Here is a 16,354-nt window from a genome sequence, read left to right as displayed (position 1 = left end):
GTGATGATCGCGGTGCTCGGTGTGTGCCTGCTGGTGTTCACCGGATGCAGCCGGTCGGTCGACGGCACGGCGGTTCCGCTGGGCGGCGGGTCGGGGACCGATCCCGGATCGGTCGACACCGACAAGTACGACGGGCTGACCCTCGAGTGCACCCGGTTGTTGAGCCTCGACCAGATCGCGACCACCGTCGGCGGCACCACCGCCGAGTCGACCTTCAACGGAGCGATCTGCCGGTGGGTCGTCACCGGCGCGGTCGTCACCGGCGTCACGTTCAACTGGTTCGAGACCGGCACCGTCTCGGTCGAGAAGGAGACCGCGAAGAAGCTCGGCTACGAGACCGAGAACGTGCGGATCGCGAGCACCGCCGCGTTCACCCAGCGCGATCCCCGGCGCCCCGCCGCGTGCGGCGTGACCGCGAACTCGCCGGCGCGCGGGGTCTACACGTGGTGGGTGGAACCGCGCACGACCGCCGCGGCCGCCGACCCCTGTGCGGCGCCGACCAAGCTGATGGAGCTGGTTCTCACCGGCGGTCAGTGATCACCTGACCGGGCTCAGACGGCCGCGGTGACACTCACCGTCGCCGCGACGTGGGCGTCGACGATGAGCCACATCAGCAACTCGTCGCCGACACGACGACGTCGCAGCGTCATCTGCGCGCCCGGCGTCACCGGACGCAGGTACTCGATGATCGCGCGGTGGCGTCGCCCGACGAGGTCGGGGTGATCGATCAACTCGTCCTCCACGGCCTCCCAGTAGGCCGCGTTGTTCAGATGCTTGAACGGATCGAAATCGGTGCTGCGCAGCACGTGGATGCGGTCGGTGCCGTCGTCGTCGGGCAGCGGGACCGGGTGCATCGTCTTCCACCGCAGCCGGTGCTCGTCGGTCATCTCGGCCAGCTTCTCGAACGCCTCGTCGGTGATGCGGGACGGCATCCCCTGATCGTTGACGTTGATCCAGAACGCCTGCGTCTCGATCAGACCCGGCGGACGCATCTCGGGGTTGAACCGGTTCGTCTCGTGCTCGGCGGTGATCCGCACCCGCATGTTGGTCCACCGGGTCGACAACGCGCCGCACCAGCGCTGCAGCGTCACCGTGGCGGGCCAGGTGATGGGCTCGATCACGTCGATCACCGTGCGACGCACGATCCAGAACGGATCGGAGTCGTGGAAGTCGGTGGCCTCGATGTTGTCGTTGGCGATGTCCTGCAGGTAGCGGGCGGCGCCGTCGAGACGCACACGCATCTCCTGGTCGACGTCGCCGGTCCGGACGCGGTAGGAGGCCTCGAAGTATTGCGCCTTGGCCAGTCGATCGGCCAGTTCGGGATCGAACGGATATCCCGACCCGGTGGCGGCACTCGCGGGGTCGTGGGGGGCCTCGGTCACGCAGAACACCTTCTTCACCGCTGGGGGATGGGCGTGGCCAGGAGTGTCTTGTGACCCTCGGCACGCCCTGCTCGACCCTCGGAGCATAGGCTCAACGGGGACACGGACCGGTGTTCAGGCCTGCTTGCAGGCCCCGGTTACAGTGGACAAAACGCATACAACTAGAACACGTTCCACCTCGGGTGGGCGCGTGGCGAGCGAGCCGAGGTCGAGACTCTCATGGCGCATGTGATCACACAGCCGTGCTGCAACGATGCCAGTTGCATCTCCGTGTGTCCGGTGAACTGCATTCACCCGACACCTGACGAACCGGAGTTCGTCACCGCCGAGATGCTCTACATCGATCCCGACACCTGCATCGACTGCGGCGCGTGCATCGACGAATGTCCGGTCGAGGCGATCTTCCCCGACGACCAGCTCGACACCAAGGGTGAGCGGTACCTGCAGATCAACGCCGACTACTACACCGACCACGACGTGTCCGGCGGCCTGGTGCCCCCGCGCAAGCAGCCGCCGCTGCCGCAGGGCAAGGAACTCCACGTCGCGATCATCGGTGCCGGCCCCGCCGCGTTCTACGCCGCCGAGGAACTGGTGCGTCACTCCGCGGTCCGCGTCGACATGTTCGACCGTCTTCCCACCCCGTACGGACTGGTGCGCGCCGGTGTCGCGCCCGATCACCCCTCGACCAAGGGTGTCGAGAAGCAGTTCGCGGCGACCGCGAACAAGAAGACCTTCGAGTACTTCCTCAACGTCGAGGTCGGTACCCACGTCACCCACGACGAGCTTCTCGGCCACTACTCGGCGGTCATCTACGCCGTCGGCGCGTCGACCGACAAGAAGCTGGGTGTCCCCGGCGAGGACCTGCCCGGGTCCATCCCGGCGACGGAGTTCGTGGCCTGGTACAACGGCCACCCCGACTACGCCGATCTCGACTTCGACCTGTCGAGCGAACGTGCGGTGGTCGTCGGCAACGGCAACGTCGCCCTCGATGTCGCGCGCATCCTGCTGACCGACCCCGACACCCTGGCGAAGACCGACATCGCCGACCACGCGATCGAGCGCATGCGGACGAGCAACGTCACCGAGGTCGTGCTGCTGGGTCGCCGCGGCATCGCCCAGGCGGCGTACACCAACGCCGAGTTCCTCGCGATGGGTGACCTGCCCGGCGTCGACGTCGTCATCGATCCGGCCGAGCTCACCCTCGACGCCGCGTCGGAGCAGGGCCTGTCCGACGGGTCGCTCGACTCCACCATCGCGGCCAAGATCCGGATCGCCCGCGAGTTCTCCGAGCGCGGCGAGACCGGCGCGGCCAAGCGCGTGGTGTTCCGCTACCTGGTGTCGCCGGTGGAACTCAGTGCCGACGGCGCCGAGGGTGAGGCGGGTGCGGTCTCGAAGTTGGTCTGCGTGCGCAATGCCCTCGTGGACGGTGAGCGGGTCGGGGTCACCCCGACCGAGGAGACCTTCGACATCGAGACCTCGATCGTGATGCGCGCCATCGGATATCGCGGGGTCCCGGTGACCGATCTGCCGTTCGACGATGCACACGGCGTGGTCCCCAACACCGAGGGACGCGTGCTCGCCGAGGTCGACGGAGACGTGCTTCCCGGGGTGTACGTCACCGGATGGATCAAGCGCGGCGCGACCGGTGGTATCGGCATGAACCGCCTCGACGGTCAGCAGACCGCGCTCGCGGTGCTCGCCGACTTCACCGAGGGTGTGTTGGCCGAGCCGTCGTCACCGCGTGACAAGATCGCCGAGCTCGTGTCCGGTCGCGGCGCCAATCGTATCGACGGCAGCGGATGGAAGAGCATCGACGCCGCAGAGAAGTCCGCGGGACGCGAGGCAGGCCGCCGCCGGGTGAAACTCGTGCGGGTCCACGAGCTCGAGGGCGCCGCGGCGGGCTGATCGCCCCGCCCCATCCGAGAAAAGACTTCCACCAGAGAGAGGGTCGTGCGTGCGCATCGCTCTGCTGTCCTACCGGAGCAAACCCCACTGCGGTGGCCAGGGCGTCTACGTCCGCCATCTCGCGCGTGAACTCGCCGTTCTCGGCCACAGCGTGGAGGTGTTCTCCGGTCAGCCCTACCCCGACCTCGACGCGGTCGCACTCGACCACGGCGTGCGCCTGACGAAGGTGCCCAGCCTCGACCTCTACGGCGAGCCGAACCCGTTCCGCACCCCGCGCCCGCGCGAGATCCGCGACTGGATCGACGTGCTCGAGGTGGCGACGATGTGGACCGCCGGTTTCCCCGAGCCGCTGACGTTCAGCCTGCGGATGGCGCGAATCCTCAAGGCGCGCCGCGATGATTTCGACGTCGTGCACGACAATCAGTGTCTCGGTTGGGGTCTGCTCGACATCCAGCGCCGCGGGCTTCCCGTCGTCGCGACCATCCACCACCCGATCACCCGCGACCGCACGCTCGCGGTGAAGGCCGCGCGCGGATGGCGGAAGCTGACCGCGATCCGCTGGCATGCCTTCGCCCGCATGCAGGGCAGCGTCTCGCGGAGGATCCCTGCGTTGCTCACGGTGTCGAAGAGCAGCGAGGTCGACATCCGCAAGGCCTTCGACATCGAACCCGGTGTCATCGAGACGATCCCGCTCGGCGTGGACACCGAGATCTTCCGGCCGCGTGGAGAGCGCGCTGCCGGTCGTGTGGTGTGTGTCGCGAGTGCCGACGCCCCGCTCAAGGGGGTGTCGTACCTGCTCGAGGCGGTCGGCAAGCTGGGGGCCGAGCGCGCGGTCGAGCTGGTTCTGGTCTCGAAGCTCGACCCCGAGGGTCCGAGCGCGCGGATGATCAACGATCTGGCGATCGCCGACCGCGTGTCGGTGGTGTCGGGGTTGACCGACGCCGAACTGGGCGAACTGATCTCGTCGGCCGAGGTCGCGTGCGTGCCGTCGCTCTACGAGGGGTTCTCGCTGCCGGTCATCGAGGCCATGAGCTGCGGAACGCCCCTCGTGGTCACCACCGCGGGGGCGATCCCCGAGGTCGCCGGCGCGGACGGCGAGGCCTCACTGCACGTGCCGCCCATGGACTCCGGCGCCCTCGCGTCGGCGATCGGACGACTGCTCGACGACCCCGCCCTGCGGACCCGGCTCGGCGCCGGAGGGCGCGCCCGGGTGCAGTCGCGCTACAGCTGGTCCGCCGTCGCCGCGCGGACCGCCGCCCACTACACGCGTGCGATAGCCGCGAAGACAACAGGAGATGCTCGTGCTGACAGTTGATTTCGACCGCCTCGGCGTGACGTCGGGAACCACGGCGATCGACATCGGTGCCGGCCAGGGACGCCACTCCTACGAGATGTTCCGGCGCGGTGCCGACGTCATCGCCTTCGACCAGTCCGAGTCGGACATGGGTGAGGTGTCGGAGATGTTCGACGCCATGATCGCCGAGAAGCAGGTCCCGGCGTCGGCCAAGGCGCGCACCGAGGTCGGTGACGCGCTGCATCTGCCTTACGCCGACAACAGCTTCGACGTCGTGCTGATGTCGGAGATCCTCGAACACGTACCCGCCGACACCGAGGCCATGGCCGAGATGGTGCGCATCCTCAAGCCCGGCGGTCGCGCCGCGGTGACCGTGCCCCGGTACTGGCCGGAGAAGATCTGCTGGGCGTTCTCCGACGCCTACCACGAGGTGGAGGGCGGGCACGTGCGTATCTACCGTGCCTCCGAACTCGCCGACAAGCTCAGCGCCGCCGGCCTGCAGGTGACCGGCACCGACCACCGTCACGCGTTGCACGCGCCGTACTGGTGGCTCAAATGTGCTGTCGGTGTGGAGAACAACGACAACCCGCTGGTCAAGGGTTATCACCGGATGCTGGTGTGGGACATGATGAGTGCCCCGGCGCTCACGCGGGTCGCCGAGCGTGCGCTCAACCCGCTGGTCGGCAAGTCCGTCGTCCTGTACCTCACGAAACCCGCCTGAGGTATGGCCCGGACACCTTCGGTACCGGGCGTCCTGACCTCCGAACAGTGCCTCGAGACCGGTGCTGCGATCGCCGCGATGCAGGAGCCGTCGGGCGCACTCCCGTGGTTCCCCGGCGGCCAGACCGACCCCTGGGATCACATCGAGTCGGCGATGGCTCTGTCGGTGACGGGAATGCTCGCCGAGGCCGAGAAGGCCTACGAGTGGTCGCGGCGCACCCAACGCCCGGACGGGTCGTGGCCCATCAAGTTCGTGAACGGTCGCGTCGCCGATCCCAACACCGACGCGAACTTCTGCGCCTACATCGCCGTCGGGGTGTGGCATCACCACCTCATCACCGGTGATCGGGCGTTCCTCGACCACATGTGGCCGACGGTGTGGGCGGCGATCGAACTGGTGCTGCGCTTCCAGGCGCCGAGTGGCCAGATGTACTGGGGCGGCGGGCATCCCCTGCCGCACACCGGCGGGCAGTTCGGTCTCGCCGACGGCGTGTTCGAATCGGCGATGCTCACCGGCAGCGCCAGCATCCATCAGGCGCTCGGATGCGCCGCACTCATCGCCGAGGCGGTCGGTCAGCCGGCCCCGGCCTGGCGCGATGCGCAGATGCGACTCGGGCATGCGCTGCGCCGGCACACCGGTCACTTCCTGCCGCCGTCGGATCACTCCATGGACTGGTACTACCCGGTGCTGGGAGGCGCGGTGCGCGGGCGGGCGGGCCAGGAGCTCATCGCGCAGAGGTGGGACGAGTTCGTCGTCGACGGTCTCGGCATCCGGTGCGTCGACCACCGTCCGTGGGTGACCGGCGCGGAGACGTGCGAGCTGGTGTTGGCGATGAACTGTCTGGGTGACGACGCCGACGCCTGCCGGTTGTTCGCCGACATGCAGCACCTGCGCGACCCCGACGGTTCCTACTGGACGGGTCTGGTGTTCTCCGACGGCAAGCGGTGGCCGGTGGAGAAGAGCTGCTGGACCTCGGCGGCGGTGGTGCTCGCCGCGGATGCGCTGAGCCGTACATCGGCCGCGAACGGCATCTTCCGCGACGCCGATCCGCTGCGCGACGTCACCGTCTCGGCCGGCGACGTACCCGGTCTTTCCTGCGACTGCACAATTGCCTAGACTGGTGTCCAGACGCGCGTCAAGCTGACGGGTGCGGACTCCGGAGGACCGATGGAATACGGAATCGTGCAGTTCACGAGTGATCGCGGTCTGCGCCCCGCGGTCCTGGCCCCGCTCGTGGAGGAGGCGGGATTCGCCGCGTACTTCGTGCCCGAGCACAGCCACATCCCGACCCGCCGCGACGCGGCGCACCCGCAGACCGGTGACGCCTCGCTGCCCGACGACCGCTACATGCGCACCCTCGACCCGTGGGTGTCGCTCGGCGCGGCCGCCGCGGTGACCACGCGGATCCGTCTCGGCACCGCGGTCGCGTTGCCCGTGCAGTCCGATCCGCTCACCCTCGCCAAGCAGATCGCCACCCTCGACCACCTCTCCGACGGCCGCGTCACCCTCGGTGTCGGATTCGGGTGGAACCTCGACGAGCTCGGCGACCACCACGTGCCCGCCGGTCGGCGCCGCACGATGCTGCGCGAGTACCTCGAGGCGATGCGTGCGCTGTGGTCGCAGGAGGAGGCCGAGTACTCCGGGGAGTTCGTGCAGTTCGGGCCGAGTTGGGCGTGGCCCAAGACCGTTCAACAGCCCGGTGTCCCCGTCATCGTCGGCGCCGGCGCCACTGAGAAGAACTTCACCTGGATCGCCAAGAACGCCGACGGCTGGCTCACCACCCCCACCGACACCGACATCGACGACTCGGTGCGCCTGCTCCACAAGATCTGGGCCGATCACGGGCGGACCGGGACGCCGCAGATCGTCGCGCTCGACGGCAGGCCCGATCCCGAGAAGCTCGCACGCTGGGACGACCTCGGGGTCACGCTCGCGCTGTACGGCGTCCCCGACCAGGACGTCGACACCGCCCGTGGTTATCTGGCGAAGCGCGCGGGTCAGCTGGGACTCGCCTAGAACCGACCGACATCGTCCGAGCAAGGGGGCAGTTCCGGCTATATGCCGGAGCCGGCGCTCACCACGGACGATCTCTGCCGCGAATCCGGTGCCGTTCGGGCAGGGTGACGCCCCGGATCGCCTCGAGGGACTCCTCCCAACCGAACAGCGTGTCGTCGTCGGTGAGTCGCATCTTCAGCCATCCCCGCACGAGGGCGTTGCGGTCTCGGTGCCGGTCTTTCTGATAGTTCTCGAGACTGGTGTGGTGCGACTTGCTGTCGCATTCGATGAGCAGTCTCCCGACCCGCAGATCGACCCGTCCGACGCCGGCGATGCGCGGCTGCACGATGACGGCAAAGTTGAGCGCGCGCAACCGCACGCGCACAAGCGATTCGGTGCCCGACTGCGATCTCTCGTCGCACTTGTCCAACAGCTTCCGGCCACGCGGACCGAGAACGGACACGATGTCGGCGCGATGGGCGAGGCCCGATTCCAGCACCGAATCGCACGCGGCGATCCAGTGTTCATCGGTCATGCATCGCAGTGCGCACCCGAGGGCGACGTCGACGGGGTCGACCGCGTACTCGGTGGGTGCCGGCGGTCCATCACCGCGGCAGCTCCGGGAGACGGACCCGCGGAGGCTCTTGCTGGTGCGGATGTGCAGGCTGTCGTGACCGGGAGCGACCCAGGCTCCGTGGGCACGCAACGCGGAGACGCATCCGAGCACGCCGCCGGTACGCACGGCCGCGACCACGGCGGGGTCTGCGTCGGCTCGGGCGTACCAGCCCGGACGGAGACGGGCGAGGTCGCCGACACGCACTGCGCGGCGGATCTGGGATGCGGTGGCCCCGAGCTGGAGAAGTCGGGCGGTGGTGAACACTCCGTGGTCCATGTCTCTTGGACGCCGGGGGAGACACGGAGGATCCACCGAGATCGTCCGAGCACGGGGGCAGTTCCGGCTATATGCCGGAGGCGGCGCTCCCCACGGACGATCTCGGTCGCGAGGTCAGCGGATCCGCTCGAGCACGCGCAGTGAGCCGTGGACGCCGACCTCGGTGAAATCGCCCGAGGCGAGGGCCTTCTCGTAGATCTCGAACGGCGGTCGACCGCCGTCGGCGGGATCGGGGAACACGTCGTGGATGAGCAGGGCGCCACCGACCCGTACCCACGGTGACCACGCGGCGAGGTCGGCCTGGGCGGCCTCGCTGCTGTGGCCGCCGTCGATGAACACGAAGTCCGCCGGGCGACCCCACACCCGCGCGGCGGTGGTCGACCGCGTCAGCATGCCGATCACCGTCTCCTCGAGACCGGCGTCGAACATGGTGCGGCGGAACCGCGCCGAGGTGTCGAGGGTGCCCGTGTGCGGGTCGACCAGCGCGGTGTCGTGGTACTCCCACCCGGGCTGGTGTTCTTCGGATCCGCGATGGTGATCGACGGTGACCACGGTGGCGCCGAGGGGTTGCGCCGCGGCGCCGAGGTACACCGTCGACTTCCCGCAGTAGGTGCCGATCTCGACGCCGATGCCCACCGCGTCGTCCGTCGACAGATACTGTCGCGCAACGTCGTACAGGGCCATGGCCTCATCGGCGGGCATGAAGCCGGGGGCGGCGTCGGCGGCGGCGATCTGGGCGTCGGTCGGTGCGACGCCGGCGTCGACACGGGGTGTGGTCATGCGCTGATCCTATCGGCGGAGCCCGCGTAGGGTTACCCGCATGAAGGCACAGGTGCTCAACTCCGAGACCGGCCCGAGCGGGCTGGCGCTGACCGACGTCGACGATCCGACCCCCGCTGACGGGCAGGTCCTCGTCGACATCAAATCCTGCGGGGTGTGTTTCCCCGACCTGCTGATGTCGCAGGGCAAGTACCAGCTCCGCCTGCCCACGCCCTTCACGCCCGGTACCGAGGTGGCCGGCGTCGTCGCCGAGGCGCCCGAGGGATCGGGGTACGCGGTGGGCGACCGGGTGCTGGTGATGTCGGTGGTCGGTGGCTTCGCCGAGAAGGTCGCCGCGGCGCCCACACAGCTCCTGCCGATCCCCGAGGGACTGACGTTCGACGAGGGCGCGGCGCTCGGCATCAACTTCCAGACCGCCCTGTTCGCGTTGCAGACACGTGCGCACCTGCAGCCCGGCGAGACCGTCGGTGTACTGGGCAGTGCCGGCGGCGTGGGCGTGGCGACCATCGCCGTCGCCAAGGCACTCGGCGCGCGGGTCATCGCGATCGTGCACCGCAACGGCGCCGAGGAGATGCTGCGGGCCACCGGGGCCGACGAGGTCGTGTCCCTCACCGACGGGTGGGGTGACCGCGTGAAGGAGCTCACCGGTGGTGCCGGGGTCGACGTGCTGATCGACCCCGTGGGTGGCGAGGTGTTCGACGAGGCGTTGCGGCAGGTGGCCACCGACGGCCGGTTCGTCGTCATCGGGTTCGCCGCCGGCGGCATCCCGCAGGTGAAGTTGAACCGAGTGCTGTTCCGCAACATCGCGGTCGTTGGCGCGGCCTGGGGTGAGTACCTGCGTACCCACCCGAACCTGCCGACCGAGCTGCACGAGCAGCTGACCACCATGATCGCCGACGGCATGCGCCCGCCGGTCAACCGGACCTACCCGCTCGCCGAACTGCCGCAGGCACTCTCGGACCTCGAGAACGGGCAGATCCTCGGCAAGGCGGTCATCCACATCGCCGACTAGTCACACCTCTGAGTGGGGCAGGAGACATCATGTGTCGCAACATCACCGAGCTCCGCGGACTCGAGCCACCGGCGACGGCGGTCGAGATCGAGGCCGCGGCACGGCAGTACGTGCGCAAGGTCAGCGGGATCGCCAAGACCTCCCCGGCCAACGCCGAGGCCTTCGAGACGGCGGTGGCGACCGTGACCGCGGCGACCACCGCTCTGCTCGACGCGCTGCCGGCCCGACGCCAGCCGCCCCGCACGGTGCCACCCCTGCGGCGGCCGGAGGTGCAGGCGCGCATCGCCGCCCGCGCGGCCGGTCAACCGCGGTAGTCGACCGGAAGTGCCTTCACACCGTTGATCCACCCGGAACGCAGTCGGGTGGGGTCGGCCAGTTTGGTGATGTCGGGTGCGAGGTCGGCGATGGCGTTGAACATGATGTCGACCTCCATCCGCGCCAGATTCGCGCCCACGCAGTAGTGCGCGCCGCTGCCCCCGAACGCCAGGTGCGGGTTGGGGTTCCGGGTGATGTCGAACGTTCGCGGGTCGTCGAAGACCTCGGGGTCGAAATTCGCCGAGCTGTAGAACATCCCGACCCGTTCGCCGGCGCGGACGGTGACGTCGCCGAGCGTCACATCGTTGATGGCGGTGCGTTGGAAGCAGTGCACCGGTGTCGCCCAGCGGATGACCTCGTCGGCGGCGGTCGCGGGGCGATCGCGCTTGAACAGCTCCCACTGCTCGGGGTGGTCGAGGAACGCGTTCATGCCGTGGGTGATCGCGTTGCGGGTGGTCTCGTTGCCCGCCACCGCGATGAGGATGACGAAGAAGCCGAACTCGGCCTCGTCGAGCGCTTCCCCGTCGACGTCGGCGTTGACCAGCGTGGTGATGATGTCCTCGGCCGGGTTCTTCCGGCGGTCCTCGGCCATCGCGTAGGCGTAGCCCAGTAGCTGCGCGTTGGCCTCGGCGGCGTCGATGTCGCCGTAGTCGGGGTCGTCGGTGTTCATCACGGCGTTGGTCCACGTGAAGAGCTTCTCCCGGTCCTCGGCGGGTACCCCGATGAGATCGGCGATGGCCGAGAGCGGGAGGTCCACGGCGACATCGTCCACGAAATTGCCGGTGCCACCGGCGATCGCGGCGGAGACGATCTCGCGCGCGCGGGCATCGAGCACCTCGTGGAGCGCGTTGACCGCACGCGGGGTGAACAGCCGCGACACCACCTTGCGCAGGCGTGTGTGTTCGGGCGGATCGTGGTTGATCAACATCGCCTCGGTGTACTCGAGCAGTTCGGGCGTCATCATGTCCGGCAGTCGCATGACCGCACCCTGGGTGTTGCTGGAGAAGTCGACCGAGTTCTTCGAGATGGCACGGATGTCGGCGTGCCGGGTGACGACCCAGTACCCGCTGTCGCGGAACGGACCGACCTCGGGATCCTGGTCGATCCAGAAGATGCGTCGCGTCTGCCGCATCTGCGCGAATTCGGCATGGGGCATGCCGTTCTCGAGCAGGGCGGGATCGGTGAGGTCCCAGCCGGCCCCGAACGGACAGCGGGTGGGCAGATCAGTGGTCATGGGGATCCTTCCGGGTCGTCGAATGTTCGGGGCATGATGAAGATGCCCTCGGCGGTGACGGTGATGCCGTCGGCGTCCGACAGCGAACCGCGAACGGTCTTCTTGCGGCCGTCCGTCCCGGTGACCGCCGCTTCGAGATGAACCGGCCCCAGCGGGGTCGCCCGCTCGAGCCGCAGTGTCAGGGTGCCGGTCATGGCGCTCGCGGCCTCGCCCAGGATGTGGTCGAGCAGCAGGGCGCAGATCCCGCCGTGCACGAGCCCGGGCGGTCCCTCGTACGCCGCGCCCAGGACGACGTCGGCGACGCGCCGGTGATCGCCCTCACGCTTCACAACCATCGGCGGTGCGATCGCGTTGCGGATCCCGATCGCCGGGTTGCCCCAGGGCATCCCGGTGCCGTCGGCCGTGTAGCGCACGCCGTGCGGACCGTCGCTCTGCGCCGATCGCAGCATCTCGGTGGCCCGGTCGATCAGCTCACCGGCCGCGCAGATGGTGTCGGGATCGACCTCGGTGCGAATCGTGGCGTCGAGCAACTCGCGTACCGAATTGGTCAGCGGAGTGTAGACACCGGTGCGCCGGGCGACCTCCTCGGACGTGATGTCCTCGAAGACGAACTGCCTCAACGGTTCTTCTCGAAGTTGCCGATGACCTTGCCGAACGTGAAGTTCAGCTTCGTGCCGAGCGGCCACCCGATGTAGTAGCAGAGGAACAACGCGATCTCACGCAGCTGATCTGGGGTCAGCTCCCCGTTGCCCAGCGCGGCGCCGGCCTGGATCTCGGCGACGTCGTCGAGGCCGGATGCCGCGAGCGCTCCGAGCAGGAGCAGTCGACGGTCGCGCACGGTGAGTCCCTCCCGGGTCCACACCTCGCCGAACAGGTGGTCGGCGGTGTGGGCGAAGTAGTCGCCGGGTCCGTCGGACAGGTCGAAGCCGTACACCTCGGCCATCTTGTCCAGGCCCTTGCGGCGCTGGTCGCTCATCTCGGTCATCGGGGAACTCCGTTCGGGTGGGAGGCGGCGATCTCACCGGGGCCGACGCCGAGTCCGTCACCGAGCCGTTCGAGCGCGATACGGCCCAGGGGGAGATCGACGCCGAGTTCCTCGGCGAGATCGAGCGCGAGAGCCACGTCCTTCTCGCCGAGTCCGCGCACGTGGGTGAAGACCGAATGCCAGAAGTCGTCGTCGGCGATGGGTGCGGTGTTGTCACGCAACATGATCGCGCCGGCACCACCGGTGATCGCATCGGTGTGTCGGACGACCTTGCCGAGCTTGACGATGTCGACACCAGCGGCCTCGGCGAGCCGACTGGCTTCCGTGGCCGCGGTGAAGGAGATGAAGTGGAGCAGGTTGCGCGCCAACTTCATCCGCGTACCCGCACCGACATCACCCGCGTGGATGGTCATGTCGGACGCGAGTGCGAACACCGGCTTGACCCTCTCGTAGGCGGCGCGGGGACCGCCGACCATGATCGCCAGGCGCCCCTGCTCGGCGCCGGGTGCGCCACCGGAGACGGGTGCGTCGACGAGATCGACACCGTGGGCGGCGCAGATCTCGCCCAGCTCGACGGCGGTGTCGGGGGCGATCGTCGAGTGCACCGCGACGACCGTCCCCGAGGTCGCGGTCTCCAGGATCCCGCCGGGCCCGGTGATCACCGACCGCACCTGCTCGTCGTTCAGGACCGTGATCGAGATGACGCGTGCGGTCGCTGCGACCTCGGCGGCCGTCGCCACGGCGGTGGCGCCCGCTGCGACCATCTTCTCCGTCGCCTCGGGTCGGGCATCGCAGACCACCAGGCCACCCGGCCACGCGACGAATCGTTGGGCGATGGGCGCACCCATGTTGCCCAGACCGATGAACCCGATGGGGAACGTCGTGTCCGTATCTGCAGCGGTCATGACCGGATGATCTGTCCGCCATCGACGTTGAAGATCTGCCCGGTGATCCAGGAGGCCTCGTCGGACAGCAGGAACAGGCAGGTGCCCTCGAGGTCCTTCGGCGTGCCCATCCGCGACAGCGGCAGCCGCTTGACGATGTCGGCGACCATCTTGCCCGGTGTGGTGGAGCGGGTGGCCTCGGTGTCGATGGGCCCGGGCGCGATCGCGTTGACCCGGATCCCGGAACCGCCGAGCTCGGTCGCGAGTTGCTGTGTGAGGCCGTTGATGCCCACCTTCGCAAGTCCGTAGAAGCCGCTGTAGAGCCATGCCGCGGTGGAGGACTGGTTGACGATCGCGCTACCCGGCTTCATGTGGCCGTAGACCGCGCGGGTCACGTTGAGTGCCCCGTCGAGGTTCACACTCATGAACTTCTTGTAGTAGTCCCACGGCACGGTGATGAGGAAGTCGAGCTGCATGCCGCCGTAGATGGCGGCGTTGTTGATCAGGTAATCGATCTGGCCGTACTCGTCGAGGGTGGCCTGCGCCAGTGCCTTCGCGGAATCCTCGTCGGCGACGTCGGTGTGGACGTAGAGCCCACCGACGTCGGCGGCGACCTTCGCACCCGCCTCGTCGGAGAGGTCGGCGATCACCACGTTGGCACCCTCGGCGGCCAGTGCACGCGCATAGCCCTCGCCGATACCGCCCGCGGCTCCGGTGACGATGGCGGTCTTTCCTTCGAACCTCATGAATTGTCCTTCTCTGCTGTGGTGTTGATGGCGGGAGGCCGGTCAGGCCGGGGTCGCGACGGCTTTGGTCTCGAGGTACTCCTCGAAACCGAGCGCGCCCATCTCGCGTCCGATACCCGACTGCTTGTAGCCGCCGAAGGGGACGTCGGCGCCGTACCAGATGCCGCCGTTGACGCTCATGGTCCCGGTGCGCACTCCGTCGACGACATGGGCGATCCGGTCGGGGTCGGTGCCCCACACCGCGCCGGACAACCCGTAGGGCGAGTCGTTGGCGATGCGGATCGCGTCGTCGTCACCGTCGTGCGGGATGATCACGAGCACGGGACCGAAGATCTCCTCCTGCGCCGCGCGTGCGGAGTTGTCCAGGCCCGAGATGAGGGTGGGTTCGACGAAGAACCCTGTGGGGTGGTTGGCCGGTCGCCCGCCGCCGATCTCGACGGTCCCGCCCTCCTCCCTGGCGAGTGCGATGTAGGACTCCACCCGATCGCGCTGCACGGCCGAGATGACCGGGCCGCAGATGGTGCCTGGGTCGGTCGGGTCGCCGGCCTCGAGGCCGGACATGGACTTTCGCGTGTACCGGATGGCGTCGTCGTAGCGCTCACGCGGGACCAGCAGGCGGGTTGTGATGGCGCACCCCTGACCGGCATGGGTGACGACGCTGAACCCGGCCATCGAGCAGGCCGCCTTCAGATCGGCGTCGTCGAGCACGATGAACGCCGACTTTCCGCCCAGCTCGAGAAAGACCTTCTTGAGACTGGCTGCGGCGGCGGTCATCACGGCCTTGCCGGTGGCGGTGGAGCCGGTGAACGACACGATGTCGACGCGAGGATCGGTCGACAGGAGCGCGCCGACGGCGTGGTCGCTGGAGGTGACGATGTTGATCACGCCGGCGGGGATGTCGGTCTCGGTGGCGATGACCGTGCCGACCAGGGCCGCGCACCACGGGGTGTCGGGAGCGGGCTTGAGGACGACGGTGCAGCCGGCCGCCAGCGCGGGGCCGATCTTCGCGAAGTTGATCTGGTGGGGAAAGTTCCACGGCGTGATCGCGCCGACCACACCGGCGGCCTCGCGCTTGATGATCCGCTGGTTCGGGATGCCCATGGGTTCGGCGCGGCCGAGGTCGGTCTCCCAGGCGAAGTTCTCGGCGAGATCGGCGCAGTACCCGAGGTCGTTGATGGGCCCCTCGAGTTGGGGACCGGAGGTGAGGAACGCCGGCGCGCCGACCTCGGCGATGGTGATCTCGCGCAGCTCCTCGATGTGGCCCTGCAACGCATCCCGCAGCTGGCGCAGACACCGGGCGCGGAAGGCGTGGTCGCGGGACCACGAGGTGGTGTCGAACGCGGTGCGGGCGGCGGCGATAGCGGCGTCCATGTCGTCGGCGGTGCCGTCGGCGGCGAGGCCGATGACCTCTTCCGTCGCCGGGTTGACGATCTCGAACGTTCCGCCCGAACCGGGGCGGAGTTCCCCGTCGATGAGGAGGTCCGAGCTCACCGCCGGGCGGAGGTTCCGTACGGCGACGTCGGGCTGCACCATGGGCCGAACTCCTATCTGGACACGTGTCTGGACTCGCGTTCAAAGCTAATGTAGCGTTGCCGACATGTCCACCCCCGTATTCGGTGAATCCGGCCCCAGTTCGCATGAGTCCACGCGTCGTCGGCTGACGAACCAGCAGGCCGAGACCGTCGCCAAGCTCACCGAGGCGGCGCGGGAGGTGTTGGGCGAGGACGGTTTCGAGGGCATGACGATCCGGTCGGTCGCCAAGCGCGCCGGCGTCGCCCCGGCGACCGCGTACACCTACTTCAGCTCGAAGAACCACATCGTTGCAGAGCTGTTCTGGCGCATGTTGGTCACCTCCGTGCCCGAACCCGACACGTCGTCGCCGCCGGCGGCACGCGCGGCCGACGTGCTGCGTCACGTCGCGCTCGTGGTCGCCGGCGAGGACCAACTCGCCGGCGCGGTCACGGTCGCCCTGCTGGGCACCGACCCCGATGTCGAGCATCTGCGTCTGCGGGTCGGCGGCTTCATCCGGGAACGTCTCGCGACCGCGCTGGGCGTGCCGATGGACTCCGACGACCGGCGGATCGAGCTTCTCGAGATGCTGTACTCCGGCGCCCTGGTGCGCGCGGGTATGGGCTACGGGTCCTACTCCGACATGGCCGACCGGCTGGCCGACGCCGCGAAGCTCCTCCTGGAGGATCTGTCGTGACCG

The 16,354-nt window shown here is 68.7% G+C and carries 18 protein-coding genes; 9 read left to right on the top strand and 9 right to left on the bottom strand.

What is annotated here, in order from left to right; translation table 11 throughout:
- Positions 1–3 precede the first annotated feature (3 nt).
- On the top strand, positions 4–537 hold the full coding sequence (locus tag ASG12_RS18225) for a DUF3558 domain-containing protein (RefSeq protein WP_055793826.1): 534 nt from the start codon (positions 4–6) through the stop codon (positions 535–537).
- Positions 538–551: 14 nt separating this feature from the next.
- Here ASG12_RS18225 and ASG12_RS18220 read toward each other — a convergent pair whose 3' ends face one another.
- Complete coding sequence (locus ASG12_RS18220; RefSeq protein ID WP_055793824.1) at positions 552–1,316, bottom strand: acyl-[acyl-carrier-protein] thioesterase; 765 nt, start codon at positions 1,314–1,316, stop codon at positions 552–554.
- Between the two features lie 285 nt (positions 1,317–1,601).
- Here ASG12_RS18220 and ASG12_RS18215 point away from each other — a divergent pair, with 285 nt between their 5' ends.
- From ASG12_RS18215 to ASG12_RS18195, 5 genes are read left to right on the top strand one after another with little or no spacing between them, the layout of a single operon-like run.
- Positions 1,602–3,287: an FAD-dependent oxidoreductase gene (locus ASG12_RS18215; RefSeq protein ID WP_055792754.1), complete on the top strand. Its 1,686-nt coding sequence runs from the start codon at positions 1,602–1,604 to the stop codon at positions 3,285–3,287.
- 49 nt (positions 3,288–3,336) lie between these two features.
- A complete protein-coding gene (locus ASG12_RS18210; RefSeq protein WP_055792751.1) occupies positions 3,337–4,602 on the top strand; it encodes a glycosyltransferase family 4 protein in 1,266 nt (421 codons plus the stop codon).
- Positions 4,589–5,302: a class I SAM-dependent methyltransferase gene (locus ASG12_RS18205; protein ID WP_055793823.1), complete on the top strand. Its 714-nt coding sequence runs from the start codon at positions 4,589–4,591 to the stop codon at positions 5,300–5,302. The genes ASG12_RS18210 and ASG12_RS18205 overlap by 14 nt, the downstream gene beginning before the upstream one ends.
- 3 nt (positions 5,303–5,305) lie before the next feature.
- Positions 5,306–6,418 carry a prenyltransferase gene (locus ASG12_RS18200; RefSeq protein WP_045823780.1) on the top strand — a complete coding sequence of 371 codons (1,113 nt, stop codon included), beginning with the start codon at positions 5,306–5,308 and terminating at the stop codon, positions 6,416–6,418.
- A 51-nt stretch (positions 6,419–6,469) separates the two neighbouring features.
- A complete protein-coding gene (locus tag ASG12_RS18195; RefSeq protein WP_055792748.1) occupies positions 6,470–7,318 on the top strand; it encodes an LLM class F420-dependent oxidoreductase in 849 nt (282 codons plus the stop codon).
- 58 nt (positions 7,319–7,376) lie between these two features.
- On the opposite strand, the gene ASG12_RS18190 is transcribed toward ASG12_RS18195, so the two are convergent.
- Positions 7,377–8,177 (bottom strand): type IV toxin-antitoxin system AbiEi family antitoxin domain-containing protein, encoded by an 801-nt coding sequence (locus ASG12_RS18190; protein WP_235457499.1) that lies wholly within the window; start codon positions 8,175–8,177, stop codon positions 7,377–7,379.
- A 126-nt stretch (positions 8,178–8,303) separates the two neighbouring features.
- Positions 8,304–8,969, bottom strand: a complete 666-nt coding sequence (locus ASG12_RS18185; RefSeq protein ID WP_055792743.1) for a class I SAM-dependent methyltransferase — start codon at positions 8,967–8,969, stop codon at positions 8,304–8,306.
- 40 nt (positions 8,970–9,009) lie between these two features.
- Here ASG12_RS18185 and ASG12_RS18180 point away from each other — a divergent pair, with 40 nt between their 5' ends.
- The gene (locus ASG12_RS18180) at positions 9,010–9,981 is read left to right on the top strand and encodes an NADPH:quinone oxidoreductase family protein (protein ID WP_055792741.1); all 972 of its coding nucleotides are present in this window, start codon (positions 9,010–9,012) and stop codon (positions 9,979–9,981) included.
- Between the two features lie 29 nt (positions 9,982–10,010).
- Positions 10,011–10,295 (top strand): DUF2277 domain-containing protein, encoded by a 285-nt coding sequence (locus ASG12_RS18175; RefSeq protein ID WP_055792737.1) that lies wholly within the window; start codon positions 10,011–10,013, stop codon positions 10,293–10,295.
- Here the strand turns inward: ASG12_RS18175 and ASG12_RS18170 are convergent.
- From ASG12_RS18170 to ASG12_RS18145, 6 genes are read right to left on the bottom strand one after another with little or no spacing between them, the layout of a single operon-like run.
- On the bottom strand, positions 10,283–11,530 hold the full coding sequence (locus tag ASG12_RS18170) for a cytochrome P450 (protein ID WP_055792735.1): 1,248 nt from the start codon (positions 11,528–11,530) through the stop codon (positions 10,283–10,285). The genes ASG12_RS18175 and ASG12_RS18170 overlap by 13 nt on opposite strands.
- Positions 11,527–12,150, bottom strand: coding sequence for a PaaI family thioesterase (locus tag ASG12_RS18165; RefSeq protein ID WP_055792732.1), 624 nt, complete (start codon positions 12,148–12,150; stop codon positions 11,527–11,529). The genes ASG12_RS18170 and ASG12_RS18165 overlap by 4 nt, the downstream gene beginning before the upstream one ends.
- A complete protein-coding gene (locus ASG12_RS18160; protein ID WP_055792729.1) occupies positions 12,147–12,515 on the bottom strand; it encodes a carboxymuconolactone decarboxylase family protein in 369 nt (122 codons plus the stop codon). The genes ASG12_RS18165 and ASG12_RS18160 overlap by 4 nt, the downstream gene beginning before the upstream one ends.
- Positions 12,512–13,420: an NAD(P)-dependent oxidoreductase gene (locus ASG12_RS18155; RefSeq protein ID WP_055792726.1), complete on the bottom strand. Its 909-nt coding sequence runs from the start codon at positions 13,418–13,420 to the stop codon at positions 12,512–12,514. Before ASG12_RS18155 ends, ASG12_RS18160 begins: the two co-directional genes overlap by 4 nt.
- On the bottom strand, positions 13,417–14,145 hold the full coding sequence (locus ASG12_RS18150) for an SDR family oxidoreductase (RefSeq protein WP_055792723.1): 729 nt from the start codon (positions 14,143–14,145) through the stop codon (positions 13,417–13,419). The genes ASG12_RS18155 and ASG12_RS18150 overlap by 4 nt, the downstream gene beginning before the upstream one ends.
- A gap of 42 nt (positions 14,146–14,187) precedes the next feature.
- Positions 14,188–15,678 (bottom strand): aldehyde dehydrogenase, encoded by a 1,491-nt coding sequence (locus ASG12_RS18145; RefSeq protein WP_055792720.1) that lies wholly within the window; start codon positions 15,676–15,678, stop codon positions 14,188–14,190.
- A 64-nt stretch (positions 15,679–15,742) separates the two neighbouring features.
- On the opposite strand from ASG12_RS18145, the gene ASG12_RS18140 reads away from it, so the two are divergent.
- Positions 15,743–16,351, top strand: a complete 609-nt coding sequence (locus ASG12_RS18140; protein ID WP_055792718.1) for a TetR/AcrR family transcriptional regulator — start codon at positions 15,743–15,745, stop codon at positions 16,349–16,351.
- The last annotated feature ends 3 nt before the right edge of the window (positions 16,352–16,354 follow it).

It is taken from the genome of Williamsia sp. Leaf354 (assembly GCF_001424365.1).
In the GTDB taxonomy this organism is placed as follows: domain Bacteria; phylum Actinomycetota; class Actinomycetes; order Mycobacteriales; family Mycobacteriaceae; genus Williamsia_A.
The sequence above is the reverse complement of the archived record's forward strand: the minus strand, read 5'-3'. Positions and strand labels throughout refer to the sequence as shown.

Coding starts and splice junctions, on each gene's coding strand:
- ASG12_RS18180 (WP_055792741.1), top strand. CDS start 9,010: ATGAAGGCACAGGTGCTCAACTCCGAGACCGGCCCGAGCGGGCTGGCG.
- ASG12_RS18170 (WP_055792735.1), bottom strand. CDS start 11,530: ATGACCACTGATCTGCCCACCCGCTGTCCGTTCGGGGCCGGCTGGGAC.
- ASG12_RS18145 (WP_055792720.1), bottom strand. CDS start 15,678: ATGGTGCAGCCCGACGTCGCCGTACGGAACCTCCGCCCGGCGGTGAGC.
- ASG12_RS18155 (WP_055792726.1), bottom strand. CDS start 13,420: ATGACCGCTGCAGATACGGACACGACGTTCCCCATCGGGTTCATCGGT.
- ASG12_RS18150 (WP_055792723.1), bottom strand. CDS start 14,145: ATGAGGTTCGAAGGAAAGACCGCCATCGTCACCGGAGCCGCGGGCGGT.
- ASG12_RS18215 (WP_055792754.1), top strand. CDS start 1,602: ATGGCGCATGTGATCACACAGCCGTGCTGCAACGATGCCAGTTGCATC.
- ASG12_RS18175 (WP_055792737.1), top strand. CDS start 10,011: ATGTGTCGCAACATCACCGAGCTCCGCGGACTCGAGCCACCGGCGACG.
- ASG12_RS18195 (WP_055792748.1), top strand. CDS start 6,470: ATGGAATACGGAATCGTGCAGTTCACGAGTGATCGCGGTCTGCGCCCC.
- ASG12_RS18160 (WP_055792729.1), bottom strand. CDS start 12,515: ATGACCGAGATGAGCGACCAGCGCCGCAAGGGCCTGGACAAGATGGCC.
- ASG12_RS18225 (WP_055793826.1), top strand. CDS start 4: ATGATCGCGGTGCTCGGTGTGTGCCTGCTGGTGTTCACCGGATGCAGC.
- ASG12_RS18185 (WP_055792743.1), bottom strand. CDS start 8,969: ATGACCACACCCCGTGTCGACGCCGGCGTCGCACCGACCGACGCCCAG.
- ASG12_RS18140 (WP_055792718.1), top strand. CDS start 15,743: ATGTCCACCCCCGTATTCGGTGAATCCGGCCCCAGTTCGCATGAGTCC.
- ASG12_RS18200 (WP_045823780.1), top strand. CDS start 5,306: ATGGCCCGGACACCTTCGGTACCGGGCGTCCTGACCTCCGAACAGTGC.